Origin of the sequence: Streptomyces sp. NPDC057424 (assembly GCF_042803315.1) — a bacterium.
Taxonomy (GTDB): Bacteria; Actinomycetota; Actinomycetes; order Streptomycetales; family Streptomycetaceae; genus Streptomyces.
Window position 1 is genome coordinate 20,717 of sequence record NZ_JBHVCP010000019.1, and the last position, 17,311, is coordinate 38,027.

Genomic DNA, 17,311 nt, shown 5'->3' on the forward strand with positions numbered 1-17,311 from the left:
GGTCGGTTGCGTACGGCGTTCGGGAGGACTCGTGGCGGCACGACGGAGGACACTCAGGATCCTGACCGGGGCGGCCGCGGCCTCCCTCGCGCTCGCCTCGACCGCCTGGAGCCGGCCGGTCCCGCCGCAGCCCGAGCTCCGGGCACCGGCGAGCGGGGCACCGGCAACGCTGTGCGCGCCCGCGGGCGTGCTGCGCGGCGAGCACGGTGAGCGGGCCGCCGTCAGCCTGTGCGCGGGCAGCGGCACCCCGGTGATGGCCGTCTCGGCGCCCGCGACCTGCCGTCGCCCCGGGACGTCCGTCCGGTACGCCTGCCTGACGTCCGGCAGCTGGACGGCGAAACGCGACGGCGCGACCGTGGCCTCCGGGACGATGCCCGGTTCGCAGCCGTACCCCGGTCCCGGGACCTACGACGTCACCGCCACGGTGCATGTCCGGTCCGCGCCGGACGGTGTGGACCTGCGCGGCACGGTCCGGGCCACGCTCACGCTGACCGCGCCGAAGCAGAAGCCCACCCATCGCGTCGAGGTCGACCGGACCACCGTGAGCCGCGGCGGCACGACCACGCTGACGTACCGGGTGTACCGGGACAGCGAACAGGGCGACGGCAGCGCGCGGTTCGGGCTGATCGGCGAGGAGGTCACGGGGGTGCGGATCAGCACGGCGGACGCCCGGTGCGTCAACCCGCTGGTGGGCAGCCATCCGTCGAAGGCCCGGCTGGCGTACTCCGTGGACTGTGCGCTCACCGACCTCCAGCCCGGGCGTCCCGCCACCGTGCGGGTCCAGGTCACGACGGCCGCGACCTGTTCGACGGTGGTCTCGAAGCTGGGCTACTGGATGCCGCGCGGGCAGGCGCTGTACACCGGTGGCATGGTGGAGGGTCCGACGGTCGACTGCGCCTGACCGTCAGCCGCGTCCGACCAGGTCCAGGGCCCGTCCCCATCCGAATTCCGGCCGCCGGTCGTTCTCGCCCGGACCCCCCGCGTACGGCGCGCCGAACCGGACGCCCATCCCGCGCAGCCGTTCGAGGCTGTCCCGGTAGGCGGGGTGGGCGGCCAGGGCATCGGCCACACACGGCAGGACGGCGATCGGCACCCCGAGCCCCGCGGTCTCGCAGAGCGTGCCCAGGGCGAGGGTGTCGGCGACACCGGCCGCCCACTTGTTGACGGTGTTGAAGGTTGCCGGCGCGACCACCACGGCGTCGGGCGGCGGGAACGGACGCGGCTCGCCGGGGGCACGCCAGGCGGACCGGATCGGGCGGCCCGTGAGGGCTGCGACGGCGGCGGTATCGAAGAAGCCGTTCATGGCGGCCGGCGTCGCGATGACACCGACCTCCCAGTCCCGTTCCTGCGCGGCGGTGATCAGTTTGCTGACGTCGGCCGCGATGCCGGCGGCGCAGACGACGACGTAGAGGAAGGGCTTCTGGGCGGCGGCCTGTTCGGTCATCCGGGAAACCCTAGCGACTCCCCCGTGTTCACCGGAGGGGGAAGGTGTCTCCGCGTTCGGCCGCCGGCCGTGGACCGTGGATGCGGCGTTCCGTCTCCTCGATCGGCACGTCGTTGATGCTCGCCTCGCGGCGGGTCATCAGGCCGTGCTCGTCGAATTCCCACAGTTCGTTGCCGTAGGAGCGCCACCACTGTCCGTCGGTGTCCCGGCACTCGTACTGGAAGCGGACGGCGATGCGGTTGCCGTCGAAGGCCCACAGGTCCTTGCGCAGCGCGTACTCCCGCTCGCGCTCCCACTTGCGGGTGAGGAACCCGGCGATCCGGGCGCGGCCGGTGACGAAGGTGTCGCGGTTGCGCCAGACGGAGTCCGGCGCGTAGGCGAGGGAGACCTGGTGCGGGTCGCGGGTGTTCCAGGCGTCCTCGGCGGCCTGGACCTTCTGCGCGGCGGTCTCGCGGGTGAAGGGCGGCAGCGGCGGGCGGGCGGTCATGGATCCTCCCTGTCAGCAAGGGAGAACGAGCGTTCTCCGCAGGACTGCTACGGTAGGAGAACGCTCGTTCTCGCGTCAAGGAGGATCGTGGATGGACAGCGCAGTGGCCCGCGAGCGGGCGCTGGACGCCGCCGAGGAGCTGTTCTACGGGCGGGGTGTGCAGTCCGTCGGCATGGACGACGTCCGCAGCACCTCCGGGCTCTCGCTCAAGCGGCTCTACCAGCTGTTCCCGGCGAAGGAGCAACTCGTGGAGGCGTATCTGGAGCGGCGTGACACGCGCTGGCGCGGGCAGCTGGCCGAGTACGTCGAGCGCCGCGGGGAGCCGGAGGATCGGATCCTGGCCGTGTTCGACTGGCTCGGGACGTGGTTCGGCGAGCCGGGCTTCCGCGGCTGCGCGTGGCTCAACGCGTACGGCGAGCTGGGCGCCACCTCGCGGCGCGTGGCCGACCAGGTGCGGGCGCACAAGCGGGCGTTCCGGGAGTACCTCGGCTCGCTCGTGACGGCGGCGGGGCTGCCCGGCGCACTGACCGGGCAGCTGTTCCTGCTCGCCGAGGGCGCCATGGTCACGGCGGGCGTCACCAGGAGTGCCGAACCCGCGGCCGAGGCGCGCGAGGCGGCCCGGCGGCTCCTGGACGCCGGGTGAGATCCGGGGTCAGCTCACCGTCCCGGACACGGTGATGGCACTGACCGGGCAGGCACGGGCCGCCTCCCGCAGCAGCGGGCTGCCGCTGCCCTCCCCGCCGGGCAGCAGGGTGCTGTAGCCGTCGTCGTCCTGGGTGAACACGTCCGGGGCGGTCAGGGCGCACTGGCCCGCGCCGATGCAGACGTCTTTGTCGATGTCGATGTGCATGTGGGAAGCCTCTTACCAGGTCACGGGGAGTTCCAGCATCCCCTGGATCGTGTCGCCCGGCTTGAAGGGAATCTCCTCGGCCGGAGCGGCCAGGCGCAGGGCGGGCAGCCGGTCGAAGAGGCTGTGCAGGGCGATCTCCAGCTCGGCACGGGCGAGGTTCTGACCGAGGCACTGGTGGATGCCGAAGCCGAACGCGACGTGGTGACGGGCCGGGCGGCTCCAGTCGAGCGTGTCCGGCTCGGGGTAGACGGCCTCGTCGCGATTGATGACGGACGTCGCGAAGACCACCCCCTCGCCCTGGCGGATCGTCGTACCGGCCACCTCGATGTCCTCGACGGCGAGGCGCAGCATGCCGTCCGCGATCGACAGCATCCGCATCAGCTCCTCGACCGCGGCCGGCAGCAGAGTCGGGTCCGCGCGCAGCTCGGCGAGCCGCTCGGGGTGCTGGAGCAGGGTGAAGGTGCCGAGCGAGATCATGTTGGCGGTCGTCTCATGGCCCGCGACCAGCAGGATGAGGGCCATGGCGGTCAGGCCCTCGCGGTCGAGGCCGCCCTCGCCCAGCTGCCGGTGGACGAGGTCGTCCAGCAGACCGGTGCCGGGGTTTCGCTGCTTGCGGTCGATCAGCTCGCCGAAATAGGTCTCCAGCTGGTCGCGGGCGTCGAGTACGTCGGCGGTCTCCGGGCCGCGCAGCAGCCGTCGCGACTGGGTCTCGAAGAAGTCGTGGTCGGCGTAGGGCACACCGAGCAGGGCGCAGATCACCATGGACGGCACGGGCAGCGCGAAGGCGCTCACCAGGTCCGCGGCCGGGCCATGCGCGATCATCGCGTCGAGCCGTTCGTCCACGATCTGCTGGATCCGTGGCCGGAGTTCGACGGCCCGCTTGAGGGTGAAGTCCCCGACGACCATCCGCCGCTGGGCGCGGTGCTCGGGGTCGTCGACGCCCAGCAGGGCCGTTCTGCGGTTGCGCATCCCGGCGAAGCGCCTGGTGGGGACGGGGAAGCCGGGCCGGTCGCGGTTGGACGACAGGCGCGGGTCGGCCAGCAGCGCGCGGGCGGTGGCGTGCCCGCTGACCAGCCAGGCCTCGCGGCCGTCGAAGAGGGTGATCCGGGTCAGGGGGCGTTCGGTGCGCAGCGCGTCGTAGGCGGCCGGCGGGTGGTAGGGGCAGGTCCTGCTCTGGGGGAAGGAGACGGGTGCGGTCGTGTCCGTCATGGAGACCTCGCAGACGAGTAGTGCGTCGTGCCGATCTTCATTAGATGCCCCAGGCATCTATGGAACCACGCGAAGTTCGGCCAGATCACCGGCGGCGGCAACATGGCCGGGGAACGCCGTCCTTCCGTTCGAACGGCGGGCGGCCCGGGTGCGGGTTCAGTGGCCTCGCCCGGGTGCGCGGGCGCCGATGCGAAATCCGGTTGTCGCCACGGCGGGGCAGGCTCCAGGATCCAGGATCCAGCCATGCGTACGTTCACTGCTCTGCCGCCGCTGCCCGCCGCCGCTCCCGCCGCGTGCCGGCAGCAGCAGTCCGGCCGACCGGGAGGACCGACGCCGCCGCGGTCATGACGGCCGCGCTCGTCGCGGGACTGCTCGCCGGGTTCGGCATCGCCGTCCCCGTGGGCGCTGTCGGGACCTACCTCGTCTCGCTCACCGCCCGCAGCAGCTTGCGCACGGGCGTCTGCGCCGCGCTCGGCGTCGCCACCGCCGACGGGCTCTACGCCCTCGCGGCCACGCTGGGGGGCACGGCCCTGGCGTCCGCGCTGCGGCCGGTGCTCGGGCCGCTGCGATGGGTCTGCGTGTTGGTGCTGCTCGCACTGGCGGCAAGGGGCGTGGTCACCGCCGTGCGCGCGTACCGCGGCCGCCTGCTCGCGACCCGCACCGCCCCCGCACCCCCGAGCCCCGTCCGGGCCTGCCTCGGGCTGCTCGGCATCACGCTCCTCAACCCCACCACCGTGATCTACTTCGCTGCCCTCGTGTTCGGTTCCCAGGCCACGGGCCCGGCCGGTCCCCTGGAGCAGGGCGTGTTCGTGCTGGCCGCCTTCGCCGCCTCCGCCGGCTGGCAGGTGCTGCTGGCCGGGAGCGGAGCGCTGCTGGGCCGGGCCCTGACCGGCCCTCGAGGGCGGCTGGCGACGGCGCTGCTGGCGAGCGGGGTGATGACGGCTCTGGCCGTGCGGATGGCGCTCGCGCCGGGGTGAGCTCCGCTTCCGGCCGGATCCGGCGGGGTGCGGATGATTTCCCGGGGGCACGGGTGTTGAAGACAGGTGACGATGAGCCGCGGACGCGACGATGGGACGGATGCCATGCCTCTCGAAGGCGAGTACGAACCCAGCCCGACGCAGTGGGTGCGCAAGCAGGTGGAGCTGTACGAGAGCTCCGGCGGCAGCGAGGGGACGACCCTGCAGGGCTCGAAGATGCCGGTCGTCATCCTGACCTCACGGGGTGCCAGGAGCGGGAAGCTGCGCAAGACGCCGGTGATGCGGGTCGAGCACGGAGGGCGCTACGCCGCGGTGGCCTCCCTCGGCGGGTCGCCGAAGCACCCCGTCTGGTACTTCAACCTCCTCGCCGACCCGCTCGTGGAGCTCCAGGACGGGCCGGTGAAGCAGGACATGACCGCGCGTGAGGTCACGGGCGAGGAGAAGGCGGCGTGGTGGGAGCGGGCCGTCGCGGCGTACCCGGCGTACGCCGACTACCAGAAGAAGACGGACCGGGAGATTCCGGTGTTCGTCCTGGAGCCCACCGAGGGCGGCTGAGACGGTGCCGGTCGCCGGCCCGGGCAGCCGGCGGAAAATCTTCCTCCCCCGTGTGTGTGAACCGGCCGCGGCGGGGCACGCGTGGTTCAGGCCCCGCCGCGTTCCCCCGTCGCGGCGGGGCTTTCCGCTGCCTCGCGGGCGGGGCGGTCGGTCACGTCGAGGAAGATCTGATCGGCCTCGGGCACCGTCCGGGCGATGGATCGCTTGATGCGGACGGCGACCTCCTCGACGCGCTCGCTGTCCAGGCCGGGCACCAGGTCCACGCGGGCGGCCACCAGGGCCGTGTCGAGGCCGGTCTTCATCGTGAAGAGCGCTTCCACACTGTCGATCTCGGGCTGTGCCCGCAGCAGCGACCGGATCCGTCCGCTCGACTCCGGGTCGGCCGCCTCGCCGATCAGCTGGTCGCGGGCGTCGCGGCCCAGCCGGAACGCCACGTAGACCAGCAGCGCGCCGATCGCGAGCGAGGCCGACGCCTCCCACACCACCTGGCCGGTGACCATGTGCAGCGCCATGCCCACGATGGCCAGGGTGACGCCGAGCACCGCGGTGCCGTCCTCGGCGACGACCGTCCGCAGGGCCGGGTCGCGCATCCCGGCGCCCGTGCCGCCCTGCCGGCGCACCTGGTACAGGGCCCGCAACAGCGAACCGCCCTCCGCGAGGAGGGCGATTCCGAGCACGACGAGGCCGGCCACATAGCCGCCGAGTTCCTCCTCCGCACCGCTCGCCAGGGCCTCGAAGCCCTGGAAGAAGGAGAAGCAGCCGCCCATCACGAAGATCCCGACGGCCGCGAGGAGCGACCAGAAGAACCGCTCCTTGCCGTAGCCGAAGGGATGACGCCGGTCGGCGGGGCGACGGCTGCGGCGCAGCGCCGCGAGCAGGAACACCTCGTTCAGACTGTCGGCCACCGAATGGGCCGCCTCGGACAGCAGGGCGGGTGACCCCGCTGCCAGGCCGCCGATGGCCTTGGCCACCGCTATCACCAGATTGGCCGCGAGCGCCACCAGCACGGTGACGCGTGTCCTGCGATCACTTCCTTCATCACTCACCCACGCCGATTGCCCCGGTCGGCGGTGCTCACACCGTGCCGTCCGCGGAAAACGGGGAACGCGTTCACCAGGGCCCACGTACGGCAAGGAGGTCACCCCCATGAGCCGCGACGACGGCGACGACGGCAACACCGGCTACGGAAGGAGGGCGTTCACACGGTCCAAGGCACATTTCGCGGACCGGATCACCGCGGACGGCCGGGACGGCTGGCCGGTGGAGGCCGGGCGCTACCGTCTGGTCGTCAGCCGTGCCTGCCCGTGGGCGAGCCGGTCGCTGGTCTCCCGGCGGCTGCTCGGCCTGGAGGACGCCCTGTCCCTGGCCGTCGCCGACCCGGTCCAGGACGACCGCAGCTGGCGCTTCACGCTGGACGAGGACGGCCGCGATCCGGTCCTGGGCATCCGCTTTCTGAGCGAGGCCTACGACCGCCGCGAGAGCGACTACCCCGGCGGTGTGAGCGTGCCGGCGCTCGTGGACGTGCCCAGCGGGCAGCTGGTGACCAACGACTACCAGCAGCTCACCCTCGATCTCGCGACCGAGTGGACGGCCCTGCACCGGGAGGGCGCGCCCGACCTGTACCCGGACGCGTGGCGCGACGAGATCGACGAGGTGATGGCGGACGTCTACGAGGACGTCAACAACGGTGTCTACCGGGCGGGTTTCGCCACCGGGCAGGAGGAGTACGAGGCCGCCTGCGCGGACGTGTTCCGGCGGCTGGAGCTGCTCGCGGTGCGACTGGAGCGGCAGCGGTACCTCGTCGGCGACACGATCACCGAGGCGGACATCCGGCTGTTCACCACGCTGGTCCGCTTCGACGCGGTCTACCACGGCCACTTCAAGTGCAACCGCTGGAAGCTGACGGAGAACCAGGTGCTGTGGGCGTACGTCCGCGACCTGTACCAGACGCCCGGGTTCGGCGACACCGTCGACTTCGACCACATCAAGCGTCACTACTACCAGGTGCACACCGGCATCAACCCGACCCGTGTCGTCCCGCTCGGCCCGGACCTGTCCGGCTGGCCGTCCCCGCACCACCGCGAGGAGCTGGGCGGCCGGCCGTTCGGTGACGGCACACCGCCCGGGCCGGTCCGCGCCGAGGAGCGGATACCGGCGGCGCACACCCCCTGAACCGCATTCCCCCCTCAGCTATCAAGGAGTTCCCGTGGCAAAGAAGAAGAAGATGTCCCTCGCGTACCAGCCCCTGGGGTTCGTGCTCGGCTGGTCGGGCGGCTGGCTGGCCGGGCTCGCCTTCCGCAAGACGTGGATGGCGATCCGGCACGAGGAGGACGCGCCCGACGCGCTGGACAAGGACCGCGGCTGGGGCGAAGTCCTGCTGGCCGCCGCGATCCAGGGCGCCATCTTCGCGGTGGTGCGCAGTGCCGTGGACCGCGCGGGTGCCAAGGCGATCGAGCGTTCGACCGGCACCTGGCCGGCCGGCGAGAAGGGCGGCCGGGACTGACACCGACACGGCCCCGCCCGGCACCGTACCGGGCGGGGGCCGTCCCGTGCGTTCAGCCGTCCCGCCGCCCCGTCTTCGTGGCCGGCGCGACCGGGGGTGCGGGACCGCGCGGGCCGGCCGGCGCCGGGACGCCGCTTCAGCCCTGCTTGGGTGCCGTCGGGGCGGTGCGGCGCAAGGTGAAGGAATGGCCTGCCGGGTCGGCGTAGCCGCGCTCCTCCAGGGGACCCGAGGGCTCCTTGGCCTCCAGGGGGCGGCCGCCGAGGCTGATGACGCGGCGTTCCACCGCGTCGAGGTCGTCGACCACGAACTCCAGATGGGCCTGGAGGGAGTTCTCGGGGCGCGGCCAGCTGGGCGGGGTCGCGTTGACGTCCCGGCGCAGGGCGATCCGGCAGCCGTCGGCGCTCTTGATCTCCACCCGGTTGGCGGTGGCGTCCGACTCCTCCCCCTCCAGCAGTTCCTTGTAGAACACGGCGAGCTTCTCGGGCTCGGCGCAGTCGAGCACGAGGACCCCCGCTTTCACCAGTGCCATGTCTCCTCCGCAGGATTCCGGTCGTGGGGCGGTCGTGCCCCGCGGACCCGTACCTTGCGGATATCCCGGACCGGCGGATTCAGTCGGTGTTCAACCACCATCCGTCGCACATGAGTTCACGGCCGTCGAGCTCGTCGGCCTCCCGCCAGGCCTGCACCCGCCGCGGTACGACACGGAAGCAGAAGTACGGCGTGGCGTGCCGGCGGGGGCCGAACCCGGTCTTGGCGGCGAAGGGTTCGGCGTCCTGCTCGGTCAGCTCGCCGGGCTGGACCGTCTCGACGGTGCCCTCGACGAGCACGACGTCACGGGTCGGCCCGATGCCCACCCGGGCGCGGCCGGACGCGGCCAGGTTCCGTCCGGTGGGGCTGGAGGCGGGCGTGGCGAACAGCAGGCAGGAGCCGTTCCAGAGGAAGGACAGCGGGACGAGGTACGGCATCCCCGTGGCGCCGTCGGCCGTGGCGACCCAGGCGTCCGCGTCGTGGTCGAGGCGGTGCAGGGTGTCCTTCTTGCGCTGCGCGGCGCTGCGTACGGGTGCGGGCGCCATCGCGGTGAGCCTCCTGACGAGTCGTCGGACCGACTCCCACCAGTGTGGCGTCCCGGGGCACCGGAGGCTCGGCGGACAAGCCGGGCCCGGTGAGGGACGGGGAGTGTACGCAGCTCAAGCGCTCTCCGCCGTAACCGGGATCACGGCAGTGTCACGGAATGGCTGGTTCACGCCTTGGGCAGCCTCGTACCGCTTCTCGGTTCGACGTTCGGACCACGAAGCCGAGTTCGAGTGTGCGGCCGGTCATGGCATCGTCCGCCCGCAGGGACGGAGGGCTCTGCGGTCCGTCTCCCGAAAGGAAGCACATGCCTCAGGACGTCCGGTTCGACCTCCCCTTCGACACCCCCGTCAGCGAGCATCTGGAGTTCGCCCGGGCGCGGCATCTGCGCTGGGTGTGGGAGATGCGCCTGGTCCGCAGCCGGGAAGGGTTCGAGGAGTACAAGACCTGGGACCTGCCCCTGGCCGCCGCCCGCACCTATCCGCACGCGTCGGCGGACGACATGGTCGTCCTGATGAACTGGTTCTCCCTGGCCTTCCTCTTCGACGACCAGTTCGACGCCGGCCGCCCCGACCGCGCCGAGCGCATAGCGGAGGTCGCCCGGGAACTGATCGTGACCCCCCTGCGCCCGGCCGGCAGCACGCCTCGCGTCGCCTGTCCGGTTTCGCTCGCCTGGGCCGAGGTGTGGAACCGTCTCTCGGATGGCATGTCCCTGACGTGGCGGACGCGCTTCGCCGCCTCCTGGGGGCGGTTCCTCGTCGCCCACTGCGAGGAGGTCGATCTGGCCGCCCGGGGCCTGGAAGGAACGCTCGGGCTCGACGAGTACACGGCCTTCCGGCGCCGTACGGTCGGCATCCACCACAGCATCGACGCGGGTGAGCGCAGCCGGGGCTTCGAGGTACCGGCACAGGCGATGGCCCATCCGGTGATGGAACGGATGCGTGACCTGGCCGCGGACACCATCGGGTTCATGAACGACATCCACTCCTTCGAGCGGGAGAAGCGGCGCGGCGACGGCCACAACCTCATCGCCGTGCTGCGCCGGGAGCGGGGCTGCTCCTGGCGGGAGGCCACCGACGAGGCGTACCGGATGACGATCGGCTGCCTCGACGAGTACCTCGAACTCCAGGAGTGCGTCCCGCAGATGTGCGAGGAGCTCCGGCTCGACGAGGCGGAGCGGGACCGGGTGCGGAAGGGGGTCGAGGCCATCCAGCACTGGATCAACGGCAACTACGAGTGGGCGCTGACCACCGGCCGCTACGCGGCGGCGAAGGAGGGCGCGGTGGCCACGGCCGAGCGGGCCGGACGCGGCTCGGTGGACGACCTGCTGACGGTGTGACACGACGGTGCCCGGCCGGACCCCCGGCCGGGCAGCACGCGGCGGCTACACAGTGAACTCGACCGGCAGGCTGTCCAGTCGCGACTCCCAGGTGGAGGCGGTCGAGGTGAGCTCCTCCGGGGGCACGGCCAGGGTCAGGCCCGGCAGGCGGTGCAGCAGGACGTCCACCGCGATCTCGATGATGGACTGGCCGATACCCTGCCCGGGGCACTCGTGCGGACCCGAACTGAACGCCAGATGGGCCTGGTTGCCCTGGACCGAGACACCCGTGTCCGGCCGGACGTCGGGGTCGGTGTTGCCCGCCGCGAGACCCAGCACCAGCAGGTCGCCCTCCTGGATCTGGTGGCCTCCGAGCTCCAGGTCGCTGGCGGCGAACCGGCCCGGCAGCACCGAAAGCGGAGGGCTGTTCCACATGACCTCCTCCACCAGGGAGGAGATGTTCAGCTGGCCGCTGATCAGCCCGGAGAGCCGGGCCGTGTCGGTGAGGATCATCTGGAGCACCCGGGCCAGCAGGTTGCTGGTGGTGGTGTGCGCGGCGATCAGCACCAGCCGCAGATGGCTGACGACCTCGTCCGCGTCGAGACCGGCCGCGTGCCCCAGCAGGGCGGTGGTGAAGTCGCCGCCGGGCTCGGCGCGCTTGCGCTCGGCCAGTTCGCCGAGGATCCCCATGATGCGCTCGTTGTGCGCGAGGGCGTCCTCGCCGCCCTTGAGGACGTGGGCGCAGGACTCGACCAGGTCGCGGCCCTCCGCCTCGGGGAGCCCGAGGATGCGGGAGAGCACGAGCATCGGCAGGTACTCGGCGTAGTCCGACACGAGGTCGGCACGTCCGGTGCCGGCGAAGGCGTCGATCTGCTTGTTCGCGAGGCGGGTCGCGTGGCGCCGGATTCCGCGGGCCGCCGCCGCCTGGAGCCCGTCGGTGACGGCCGCGCGCAGCCTGCGGTGCGGTTCGCCGTCCTGGGAGACGCAGTCCGGCCGCCAGCCGATCATCGGGATCAGCGGCGAGGTCTCCTCGACGCGCCCGTCGGCCCAGTCCCGCCAGATCCTCGCGTCCCGGCTGAACTGGCGGGGGTTGTCGAGGACCCGCCGGTTGTCGCGGTAGCCGAGGACCAGCCACGCGGGCACGTCCCCTTCGAGCAGGACCGGCGCGACCGAACCGTGCTCCTTGCGCAGCCGCTCGTAGATGCCCGCCGGGTCGGTCGCGGCGTCCGGGCCGTACAGCCGGGCCAGGTCGGCCCCGTGGTGGGCGACGGGGCAGCCCCGCGTGGCCTGGAGGCTGGATTCGGTCGAGTCGTTCATCGGGGCTCCAGGGCCACGGCCGAGCGTTCCTTCAGATGGTGGATCAGGGCGACGAGGACGTCCCTGCTGGCGGCCCGGTCGCGGGCGTCGAAGGCCACGACCGGGGTGTGCTCGGGGATGTCCAGGGCGTCCCGGATCTCCTCGACCGGGTAGTTCCGGGAGTCGGGGAAGACGTTCAGCGCGACGACGAAGGGGACGTCCTGCCGCTCCATCTCCTCGATCGCCCGGAAGCTGGATTCCAGGCGGCGCGTGTCCACCAGGACGATCGCGCCGAGCGCCCCCTTGAACAACCCGTTCCACAGGAACCAGAAGCGCTCCTGCCCGGGCGTGCCGAACAGGTACAGCACCAGGCTCTCGTTGATGCCGATCTTGCCGAAGTCCAGGCTGACGGTGGTCTGCGTCTTGTCGGCGACGCCGATGAGACGGTCGACGTCGGCGCTGGCCTGAGTGAGGGTCTCCTCGGTGGTGAGCGGCTTGATGTCGCTGACCGACCGGACCATGGTGGTCTTCCCGGTGCCGAACCCGCCGGCGATCATCACCTTCACCGAGCGGGTGTCCCCGGCCGAGCCTCCGGGTTGGTCAAAGCCTTTCAAGTCCACTGAGTACCTCCTCAAGGAGCGCGAGGTCGGGCCCGCGGCCGGCTTCGTGTGCCGGGATGGGGTTACGGGCTTCGACGCGACCTGCGTCCAGCAGGTCGGACAGCAGCACCGCGAGAATGTTGAAGGGGAGCCCGAGGTGGGCGCCGAGTTCGGCGACCGACAGCGGGTCGCGGCAGCGGCGGAGGATCTCCTCGTGCTCGTGCTGCATACCCGGTAAGGGGGCGGCGCGGGCGACGACCAGGGTCGCCACGTCGAGGCTCGACGCCGAACCGCCCGGTCCGCTGCGCCCTCCGGTGAGGACGTAGTAGCGCTCGAGACCGGACGGGTCCGACGGCCTGCGGGGAGCACTCATCCAGAGTGCTCCTCCAGGCGCGGAGTGGTGCCGAGGAGCTCACCCATCCTGCGGGCCAGGTCCCTCATCTGGTGCCCGAGCAGGCCCTGGTCGAGGCCTTCCCTGGCGAGGACACCGAGGTACGTCTCCACCCCCGCACGCACGACGAAGAGGTGCCCGCCGTCCACCTCGATCATCGCCAGGCGCAACTGCCCGGCGTACTTGGGGAACTGCTCGGCGACCGGCTGGGCCAGGGCCTGCAGGCCGGCCACCACGGCCGCGAAGCGGTCGACGTCGTCGGGGTCGTCGGCGCCGTAGGAGGTGATGGCCTTGCCGTCGCTGGAGGCCACGAGGGCGAAACGGATCTCCTGGATGCTCTCGACGAGATCGCGGAGCGCCCAGCTCACATCTGTTCCTTGCTGCGTCATGGGACTAGTCGCTCTCTTCGGTGCGGTGCTCGGTGTACTCGCGTCCGGCGAGGGTGTCGCGGTCGTCGACCGCCTCAGCCGCGTCGCGTCCGGCGGTGGCGAAGGCGGCGAGACCCGAGAAGGACGCGTCCGGCGGGACGGCGGCCACGGTGCCCCGGTCGGTCCGTTCGGCCGACCGGGGCGCCTCCGTCTCGCTGCGCTTGCTGCGGCGGCGGGGCAGTCCGCCGGGCGTGGTCTGCCCGGTCTCGGTCTGCGCGGCCCGAGGTTCGGGCACGGTGACCGTCTCGCGGGCCGGGGCGGCCGTGGCGGTGCGGACCTCCGGGGCGGGAGCGGCCGGTGCGGTCGCGGCCGTGGGCAGCGGGCTGAAGTACTTGTGCGGGACCACGACGACCACGGAGGTGCCGAGCCACGGCGAGTCCGCGAAGGTGACACGGATGCCGTAGCGGCGGGCGAGGGCGCCGACGACGCGCAGGCCGATGTTGGCGTCCTCGGTGATGCCGCCGAGGCCCGCTCCGGGCGCGGTGCCCGCGAGGGCGTGCTCGGCCTCGCGCTTCTTCTCCTCGCTCAGGCCCTTGCCCGAGTCCTGGATCTCGATACCGACGCCGTTGGGGACCTCCTTGCCGGAGATGAGCACCGGCTCGGTGGGCGGCGAGTAGCGGGCCGCGTTGTCCAGGAGGTGGGCCAGGATCAGCGTGAGGTGGTCGACGAGACCGCCGTCGACGCCGAGTTCGGGCAGGTGGCGCACCTGGATCCGGTGGAAGTCCTTGATCCGGCCGACGCCACCGCGCACCACGCTGAGCAGCCGCTGCGGCTCCTGCCACTGCCGGCCGGGCCGGTCCGAGCCGCCGAGCACTCCGATGCTCGCGGCGAGGGAGTCGGCGGGGCCGAGTTCCTGGTCGAGTTCCATCAGGCCCCGGGCGACGGCCGGCAGCCGGCCGTGCTCGCCCTGCATCTCGTGCAGCCGGCCGCGGAGCTTGCTGGTCAGCACGTGGATGCGGTTGCCGATGCTGATCACGGCCTGCTCGGCGGAGGTGGAGCGGTCGAACTCCGCCTCCAGGCCGATCAGGGAGGTGCGCAGCAGCTTGCGCAGCTCGGCCTGGAGTTCCGAACTGACCTTGGCGCACTGGTTGATCGTGGGCAGCAGGTCGTCGATGGCGTCGCCGGCGCGCAGCTTCTCCATCGCGTCGGGCAGCTGCTCGTCGGCGAGCAGGGCGACCGCGGCGAACTGGTGGGAGAGCTGCTCCTGCCAGACCTCGGCCTGGTCGGCGAGCTGGGCCTCGTAGGAGGTGGCCTGCTCGGTCAGCCGTTCCTCATAGGCCCGGGACTGGTCGGCGAGCTGCGACTCGTATGTGGCGCTCTGGTCGGCCAGGCGCCGCTCGTACGTCGCGTTCTGCTCGTTGAGCTGGGATTCCAGGCCGGCGCGTTCGGCGGCGAACTTGCGTTCCAGGCCGGCCACATGCTGCTGCCACTGCTGGTTGTGCTCGGCCTGCGTGGTGCGGAAGGAGCCCTCCGCCCGGTGCAGGTGGGCCCGGGTGCGCAGCAGCAGCCGTACGCACACGGTACCGGCCGCCGTCGCCGCTACTCCGGCGACGGCCGTGGTTATTCGCTCCGAGCTCATGAACGTGGCGGCAACGGTCCCGCCTCCCAAGCCCAGCGGCATCAACCACCAGCTGTACCAGGCGACAGGGGCCCGCGCCGCCGGTGGCGGAGTGGCGAGTTCCATCTGCATCCTTCGAGGCAACACGATCGAACAGGGGGGTGTGGATCGCACTCATGAGTACGCACTGCGAATCGACTGGACGCGATCGCGTCAACTCGCAGCGCCGATCGGAACCTTATCGGGTTTGGGCCCGAAAGGATCAATCTCACCCCCCGCCGGACGTGAGGGTTCCGTCACGCTCCGACAGAAGGCAACAGGTCGACAAATGGCTTTGCTGGCACGGGAATTGACCGGACGTCGGGCCGCCTGCCGAGGTCACGGAGGTCAGCGGGCGGTCTGGAAGGTGCGGCGGTAGGCCTGCGGCGAGACGCCGATCGCCGCATTGAGGTGCTGGCGCAGGGAGGCGCCGGTCGCGAAGCCGACCCGGCCGGCGATCTGATCCACCGTCAAGTCGCTGGACTCCAGCAGATGCCGGGCGCGGAGCACGCGCTGCTGGATCAGCCAGCGGCCGGGGCTGAGACCCACCTCGTCATGGAAGCGGCGGGCGAAGGTGCGCAGGCTCATCCGGGCGTGGCCGGCAAGGTCGGCCAGGGTGAGCGGTTCGCCGAGGCGTTCCAGGGCCCAGGCGCGGGTGGCCGCGGTGCTCGCGGCCCCCTGCTCCGGGACGGGCTGCTCGATGTACTGGGCCTGACCGCCGTCCCGGAAGGGCGGGACGACGCAGCGGCGGGCGACGCTGTTGGCCAGGTGGCTGCCGTGGTCCTTGCGGACGAGGTGCAGGCAGATGTCCACGCCGGAGGCGGCCCCTGCGGAGGTGAGGAACGGGTGGTCGTCCACGAAGAGCACGTCCGGGTCGAGGTCGACGCGCGGGAACAAGCGCCGGAAGTGGTCGGCGACCTGCCAGTGGGTGGTCGCCCGGCGCCCGTCGAGGAGACCTGCGGCGGCGAGGACGAAGGCACCGGTGCAGATGGAGACGATGCGGGCGCCGGGGCGGATGAGCGCGAGGGCGGCCAGAACCTCGTCGGACACCTCGCCGGTCAGCCGGTCGGGCGCTACGGGCGCGATCACCACCGTGCCGGCCGTGGCCAGGGCTTCGGGGCCGTGCTCCACCGTGACGCCGAAGTCCGCGTTGGTGTGTACCGGACGGCCGTCGACCGAGCAGGTGAGGACCTCGTAGCGGCCGTCGGCCGCGCCGAGGATCCGGCTGGGGATGCCCAGCTCGAAGGGGTACACACCGTCCAGGGCCAGGACCACCACTCGCTCACGTCGCATGGCACGATCCTAGCGAAGGTTGGCAATCTTGCCATTGGCGGAGGCCGCGCCGACCGGCACGCTGGTTGACCATGAGCACACGGAACACGATGCGAGCCATCAGCCAGGACGTCCTCGGCGGCCCCGAGGTCCTCAAGGAAGTGGAGATCGAGCGCCCGGTACCGAAGCCGAACCAGGTACTGGTCCGGGTACGGGCCGCTGGGGTCAACCCGACCGACTGGAAGCACCGCGCGACCGGCGGATTCCTGGGCGAACCGCCCTTCGTCCTCGGCTGGGACGTCTCCGGGGTGGTGGAGGCGGTCGGCATCGGCGTCGCGGCCTTCGCGCCCGGTGACGAGGTCTTCGGCATGCTGCCGTATCCGTACGGGCACGGCTCGCACGCCGAGTACGTCATCGCCCCGGTCCGCGCCCTCGCCCGGAAGCCGGCCGGCGTCGACCACACCCAGGCGGGTGCGCTCCCGCTGGTCTCGCTCACCGCCTGGCAGGCGCTGACCGAGCATGCGGGCCTCCAGCCGGGGCAGCGGGTGCTGATCCACGCCGCGGCCGGCGGGGTCGGGCATGTGGCGGTGCAGATCGCCAAGGCGCGGGGTGCGTACGTGATCGGCACGGCGAGCGCGGGCAAGCACGAGTTCCTGCGCGAGATCGGTGTGGACGAGGCGGTGGACTACCGGGAGACGGACTTCACCGAAGCCGTGAAGGACGCCGACGTCGTCCTGGACACGATCGGCCGCGACACCTCCCTGCGCTCGCTGCGCGTGCTGCGCCCCGGCGGTGTCCTGGTCTCGATCCTCCCGGGCGGCTCGGACGACCTCTACGAGGAGGCCGGGCGACTGGGTGTGCGGGCGCTTCGGATGCTGGTGGACGCCGACCGCACGGGCATGGAGGCCATCGCGGAACTGGCCGGGGCGGGGAGGCTGCGCGCCACCATCGCCGGCACCTACCCGCTGGCCCAGGCCGCCGAGGCGCACGCCCTCGGCGACACCGGACGCACGACCGGGAAGCTGGTGCTGCTGAACGACTGAGCGGGGCGGCGGGACGGACCTGCCCACCGGGCCGGGCAGCGCGCGGCCGGATGCGGTCCCGCCGCGCACGGGGGGGGGCCGAGCGGGCGTCCATCGCACGGTGCGGGGTGCGCGGGCGTCCGCCGCACGGTGCCTGGTGCGCACACGGCCGCCGCACAGCGCCCGGTGCGCGGGCGATCGCCGCACGGTGCCGGATGAGCTGGCGCCCGCCGCACGGTGCGGGGTGCGCACGCGGCCGCCGCGCCGTGCCCTGTGCGCAAGGCGCCGGACG

Annotated in this window: 21 protein-coding genes; 8 read left to right on the top strand and 13 right to left on the bottom strand. The window is 72.2% G+C overall.

The features are described from left to right. Positions 1-31: 31 nt before the first annotated feature. Complete coding sequence (locus tag ACFU3E_RS17590; protein ID WP_384158309.1) at positions 32-901, top strand: hypothetical protein; 870 nt, start codon at positions 32-34, stop codon at positions 899-901. A 3-nt stretch (positions 902-904) separates the two neighbouring features. Here the strand turns inward: ACFU3E_RS17590 and ACFU3E_RS17595 are convergent, their stop codons facing one another. Together ACFU3E_RS17595 and ACFU3E_RS17600 are read right to left on the bottom strand one after the other, a co-directional pair. After that, on the bottom strand, positions 905-1,444 hold the full coding sequence (locus ACFU3E_RS17595) for a flavoprotein (RefSeq protein WP_384158312.1): 540 nt from the start codon (positions 1,442-1,444) through the stop codon (positions 905-907). A 28-nt stretch (positions 1,445-1,472) separates the two neighbouring features. Next, positions 1,473-1,931, bottom strand: a complete 459-nt coding sequence (locus tag ACFU3E_RS17600) for a nuclear transport factor 2 family protein (protein WP_384158315.1) — start codon at positions 1,929-1,931, stop codon at positions 1,473-1,475. A gap of 91 nt (positions 1,932-2,022) precedes the next feature. On the opposite strand from ACFU3E_RS17600, the gene ACFU3E_RS17605 reads away from it, so the two are divergent. Beyond that, positions 2,023-2,574, top strand: coding sequence for a TetR/AcrR family transcriptional regulator (locus ACFU3E_RS17605; protein ID WP_384158318.1), 552 nt, complete (start codon positions 2,023-2,025; stop codon positions 2,572-2,574). 9 nt (positions 2,575-2,583) lie between these two features. Here ACFU3E_RS17605 and ACFU3E_RS17610 read toward each other — a convergent pair whose 3' ends face one another. Together ACFU3E_RS17610 and ACFU3E_RS17615 are read right to left on the bottom strand one after the other, a co-directional pair. Continuing rightward, positions 2,584-2,781 carry a ferredoxin gene (locus tag ACFU3E_RS17610; RefSeq protein ID WP_384158321.1) on the bottom strand — a complete coding sequence of 66 codons (198 nt, stop codon included), beginning with the start codon at positions 2,779-2,781 and terminating at the stop codon, positions 2,584-2,586. Between the two features lie 12 nt (positions 2,782-2,793). Next, the gene (locus ACFU3E_RS17615; RefSeq protein WP_384158324.1) at positions 2,794-3,990 is read right to left on the bottom strand and encodes a cytochrome P450; all 1,197 of its coding nucleotides are present in this window, start codon (positions 3,988-3,990) and stop codon (positions 2,794-2,796) included. 344 nt (positions 3,991-4,334) lie between these two features. Here ACFU3E_RS17615 and ACFU3E_RS17620 point away from each other — a divergent pair, with 344 nt between their 5' ends. Both ACFU3E_RS17620 and ACFU3E_RS17625 read left to right on the top strand, forming a co-directional pair. After that, positions 4,335-4,967 (top strand): LysE/ArgO family amino acid transporter, encoded by a 633-nt coding sequence (locus ACFU3E_RS17620; protein WP_384158553.1) that lies wholly within the window; start codon positions 4,335-4,337, stop codon positions 4,965-4,967. Positions 4,968-5,072: 105 nt separating this feature from the next. Further along, entirely contained in the window at positions 5,073-5,522 is a 450-nt protein-coding gene (locus ACFU3E_RS17625) for a nitroreductase family deazaflavin-dependent oxidoreductase (protein ID WP_384158327.1), read from the top strand. A gap of 86 nt (positions 5,523-5,608) precedes the next feature. On the opposite strand, the gene ACFU3E_RS17630 is transcribed toward ACFU3E_RS17625, so the two are convergent. Further along, positions 5,609-6,529, bottom strand: coding sequence for a cation diffusion facilitator family transporter (locus ACFU3E_RS17630; protein WP_384158556.1), 921 nt, complete (start codon positions 6,527-6,529; stop codon positions 5,609-5,611). Between the two features lie 139 nt (positions 6,530-6,668). Here ACFU3E_RS17630 and ACFU3E_RS17635 point away from each other — a divergent pair, with 139 nt between their 5' ends. Both ACFU3E_RS17635 and ACFU3E_RS17640 read left to right on the top strand, forming a co-directional pair. Then, positions 6,669-7,694 (top strand): glutathione S-transferase family protein, encoded by a 1,026-nt coding sequence (locus ACFU3E_RS17635; protein ID WP_384158330.1) that lies wholly within the window; start codon positions 6,669-6,671, stop codon positions 7,692-7,694. A gap of 34 nt (positions 7,695-7,728) precedes the next feature. Next, positions 7,729-8,025, top strand: a complete 297-nt coding sequence (locus ACFU3E_RS17640) for a DUF4235 domain-containing protein (RefSeq protein WP_030845173.1) — start codon at positions 7,729-7,731, stop codon at positions 8,023-8,025. Positions 8,026-8,161: 136 nt separating this feature from the next. On the opposite strand, the gene ACFU3E_RS17645 is transcribed toward ACFU3E_RS17640, so the two are convergent. Beyond that, a complete protein-coding gene (locus ACFU3E_RS17645) occupies positions 8,162-8,554 on the bottom strand; it encodes a VOC family protein (RefSeq protein ID WP_384158333.1) in 393 nt (130 codons plus the stop codon). A 79-nt stretch (positions 8,555-8,633) separates the two neighbouring features. Continuing rightward, positions 8,634-9,098, bottom strand: a complete 465-nt coding sequence (locus ACFU3E_RS17650) for a pyridoxamine 5'-phosphate oxidase family protein (RefSeq protein WP_384158336.1) — start codon at positions 9,096-9,098, stop codon at positions 8,634-8,636. 305 nt (positions 9,099-9,403) lie between these two features. Here ACFU3E_RS17650 and ACFU3E_RS17655 point away from each other — a divergent pair, with 305 nt between their 5' ends. Then, positions 9,404-10,435 (top strand): 7-epi-alpha-eudesmol synthase, encoded by a 1,032-nt coding sequence (locus ACFU3E_RS17655; RefSeq protein WP_384158339.1) that lies wholly within the window; start codon positions 9,404-9,406, stop codon positions 10,433-10,435. A 45-nt stretch (positions 10,436-10,480) separates the two neighbouring features. On the opposite strand, the gene ACFU3E_RS17660 is transcribed toward ACFU3E_RS17655, so the two are convergent. The 6 genes from ACFU3E_RS17660 to ACFU3E_RS17685 form a co-directional block, all read right to left on the bottom strand. Next, positions 10,481-11,731 carry a cytochrome P450 gene (locus ACFU3E_RS17660; protein ID WP_384158343.1) on the bottom strand — a complete coding sequence of 417 codons (1,251 nt, stop codon included), beginning with the start codon at positions 11,729-11,731 and terminating at the stop codon, positions 10,481-10,483. Beyond that, positions 11,728-12,330, bottom strand: a complete 603-nt coding sequence (locus ACFU3E_RS17665) for an ATP/GTP-binding protein (RefSeq protein ID WP_384158346.1) — start codon at positions 12,328-12,330, stop codon at positions 11,728-11,730. Before ACFU3E_RS17665 ends, ACFU3E_RS17660 begins: the two co-directional genes overlap by 4 nt. Then, on the bottom strand, positions 12,311-12,682 hold the full coding sequence (locus ACFU3E_RS17670) for a DUF742 domain-containing protein (protein ID WP_104784390.1): 372 nt from the start codon (positions 12,680-12,682) through the stop codon (positions 12,311-12,313). The genes ACFU3E_RS17665 and ACFU3E_RS17670 overlap by 20 nt, the downstream gene beginning before the upstream one ends. Beyond that, positions 12,679-13,089, bottom strand: coding sequence for a roadblock/LC7 domain-containing protein (locus tag ACFU3E_RS17675; protein WP_055611716.1), 411 nt, complete (start codon positions 13,087-13,089; stop codon positions 12,679-12,681). The genes ACFU3E_RS17670 and ACFU3E_RS17675 overlap by 4 nt, the downstream gene beginning before the upstream one ends. A 4-nt stretch (positions 13,090-13,093) precedes the next feature. Then, positions 13,094-14,812 carry a sensor histidine kinase gene (locus ACFU3E_RS17680; protein ID WP_384158350.1) on the bottom strand — a complete coding sequence of 573 codons (1,719 nt, stop codon included), beginning with the start codon at positions 14,810-14,812 and terminating at the stop codon, positions 13,094-13,096. 261 nt (positions 14,813-15,073) lie between these two features. After that, positions 15,074-16,018: a GlxA family transcriptional regulator gene (locus ACFU3E_RS17685; protein WP_384158353.1), complete on the bottom strand. Its 945-nt coding sequence runs from the start codon at positions 16,016-16,018 to the stop codon at positions 15,074-15,076. A 71-nt stretch (positions 16,019-16,089) separates the two neighbouring features. Here ACFU3E_RS17685 and ACFU3E_RS17690 point away from each other — a divergent pair, with 71 nt between their 5' ends. Continuing rightward, positions 16,090-17,040, top strand: coding sequence for an NADP-dependent oxidoreductase (locus ACFU3E_RS17690; RefSeq protein ID WP_384158356.1), 951 nt, complete (start codon positions 16,090-16,092; stop codon positions 17,038-17,040). Positions 17,041-17,311: the final 271 nt, after the last annotated feature.

Coding starts and splice junctions, on each gene's coding strand:
- ACFU3E_RS17650 (WP_384158336.1), bottom strand. CDS start 9,098: ATGGCGCCCGCACCCGTACGCAGCGCCGCGCAGCGCAAGAAGGACACC.
- ACFU3E_RS17600 (WP_384158315.1), bottom strand. CDS start 1,931: ATGACCGCCCGCCCGCCGCTGCCGCCCTTCACCCGCGAGACCGCCGCG.
- ACFU3E_RS17670 (WP_104784390.1), bottom strand. CDS start 12,682: ATGAGTGCTCCCCGCAGGCCGTCGGACCCGTCCGGTCTCGAGCGCTAC.
- ACFU3E_RS17610 (WP_384158321.1), bottom strand. CDS start 2,781: ATGCACATCGACATCGACAAAGACGTCTGCATCGGCGCGGGCCAGTGC.
- ACFU3E_RS17685 (WP_384158353.1), bottom strand. CDS start 16,018: ATGCGACGTGAGCGAGTGGTGGTCCTGGCCCTGGACGGTGTGTACCCC.
- ACFU3E_RS17655 (WP_384158339.1), top strand. CDS start 9,404: ATGCCTCAGGACGTCCGGTTCGACCTCCCCTTCGACACCCCCGTCAGC.
- ACFU3E_RS17675 (WP_055611716.1), bottom strand. CDS start 13,089: ATGACGCAGCAAGGAACAGATGTGAGCTGGGCGCTCCGCGATCTCGTC.
- ACFU3E_RS17625 (WP_384158327.1), top strand. CDS start 5,073: ATGCCTCTCGAAGGCGAGTACGAACCCAGCCCGACGCAGTGGGTGCGC.
- ACFU3E_RS17615 (WP_384158324.1), bottom strand. CDS start 3,990: ATGACGGACACGACCGCACCCGTCTCCTTCCCCCAGAGCAGGACCTGC.
- ACFU3E_RS17605 (WP_384158318.1), top strand. CDS start 2,023: ATGGACAGCGCAGTGGCCCGCGAGCGGGCGCTGGACGCCGCCGAGGAG.
- ACFU3E_RS17635 (WP_384158330.1), top strand. CDS start 6,669: ATGAGCCGCGACGACGGCGACGACGGCAACACCGGCTACGGAAGGAGG.
- ACFU3E_RS17645 (WP_384158333.1), bottom strand. CDS start 8,554: ATGGCACTGGTGAAAGCGGGGGTCCTCGTGCTCGACTGCGCCGAGCCC.
- ACFU3E_RS17620 (WP_384158553.1), top strand. CDS start 4,335: ATGACGGCCGCGCTCGTCGCGGGACTGCTCGCCGGGTTCGGCATCGCC.
- ACFU3E_RS17680 (WP_384158350.1), bottom strand. CDS start 14,812: ATGGAACTCGCCACTCCGCCACCGGCGGCGCGGGCCCCTGTCGCCTGG.
- ACFU3E_RS17660 (WP_384158343.1), bottom strand. CDS start 11,731: ATGAACGACTCGACCGAATCCAGCCTCCAGGCCACGCGGGGCTGCCCC.
- ACFU3E_RS17690 (WP_384158356.1), top strand. CDS start 16,090: ATGAGCACACGGAACACGATGCGAGCCATCAGCCAGGACGTCCTCGGC.
- ACFU3E_RS17595 (WP_384158312.1), bottom strand. CDS start 1,444: ATGACCGAACAGGCCGCCGCCCAGAAGCCCTTCCTCTACGTCGTCGTC.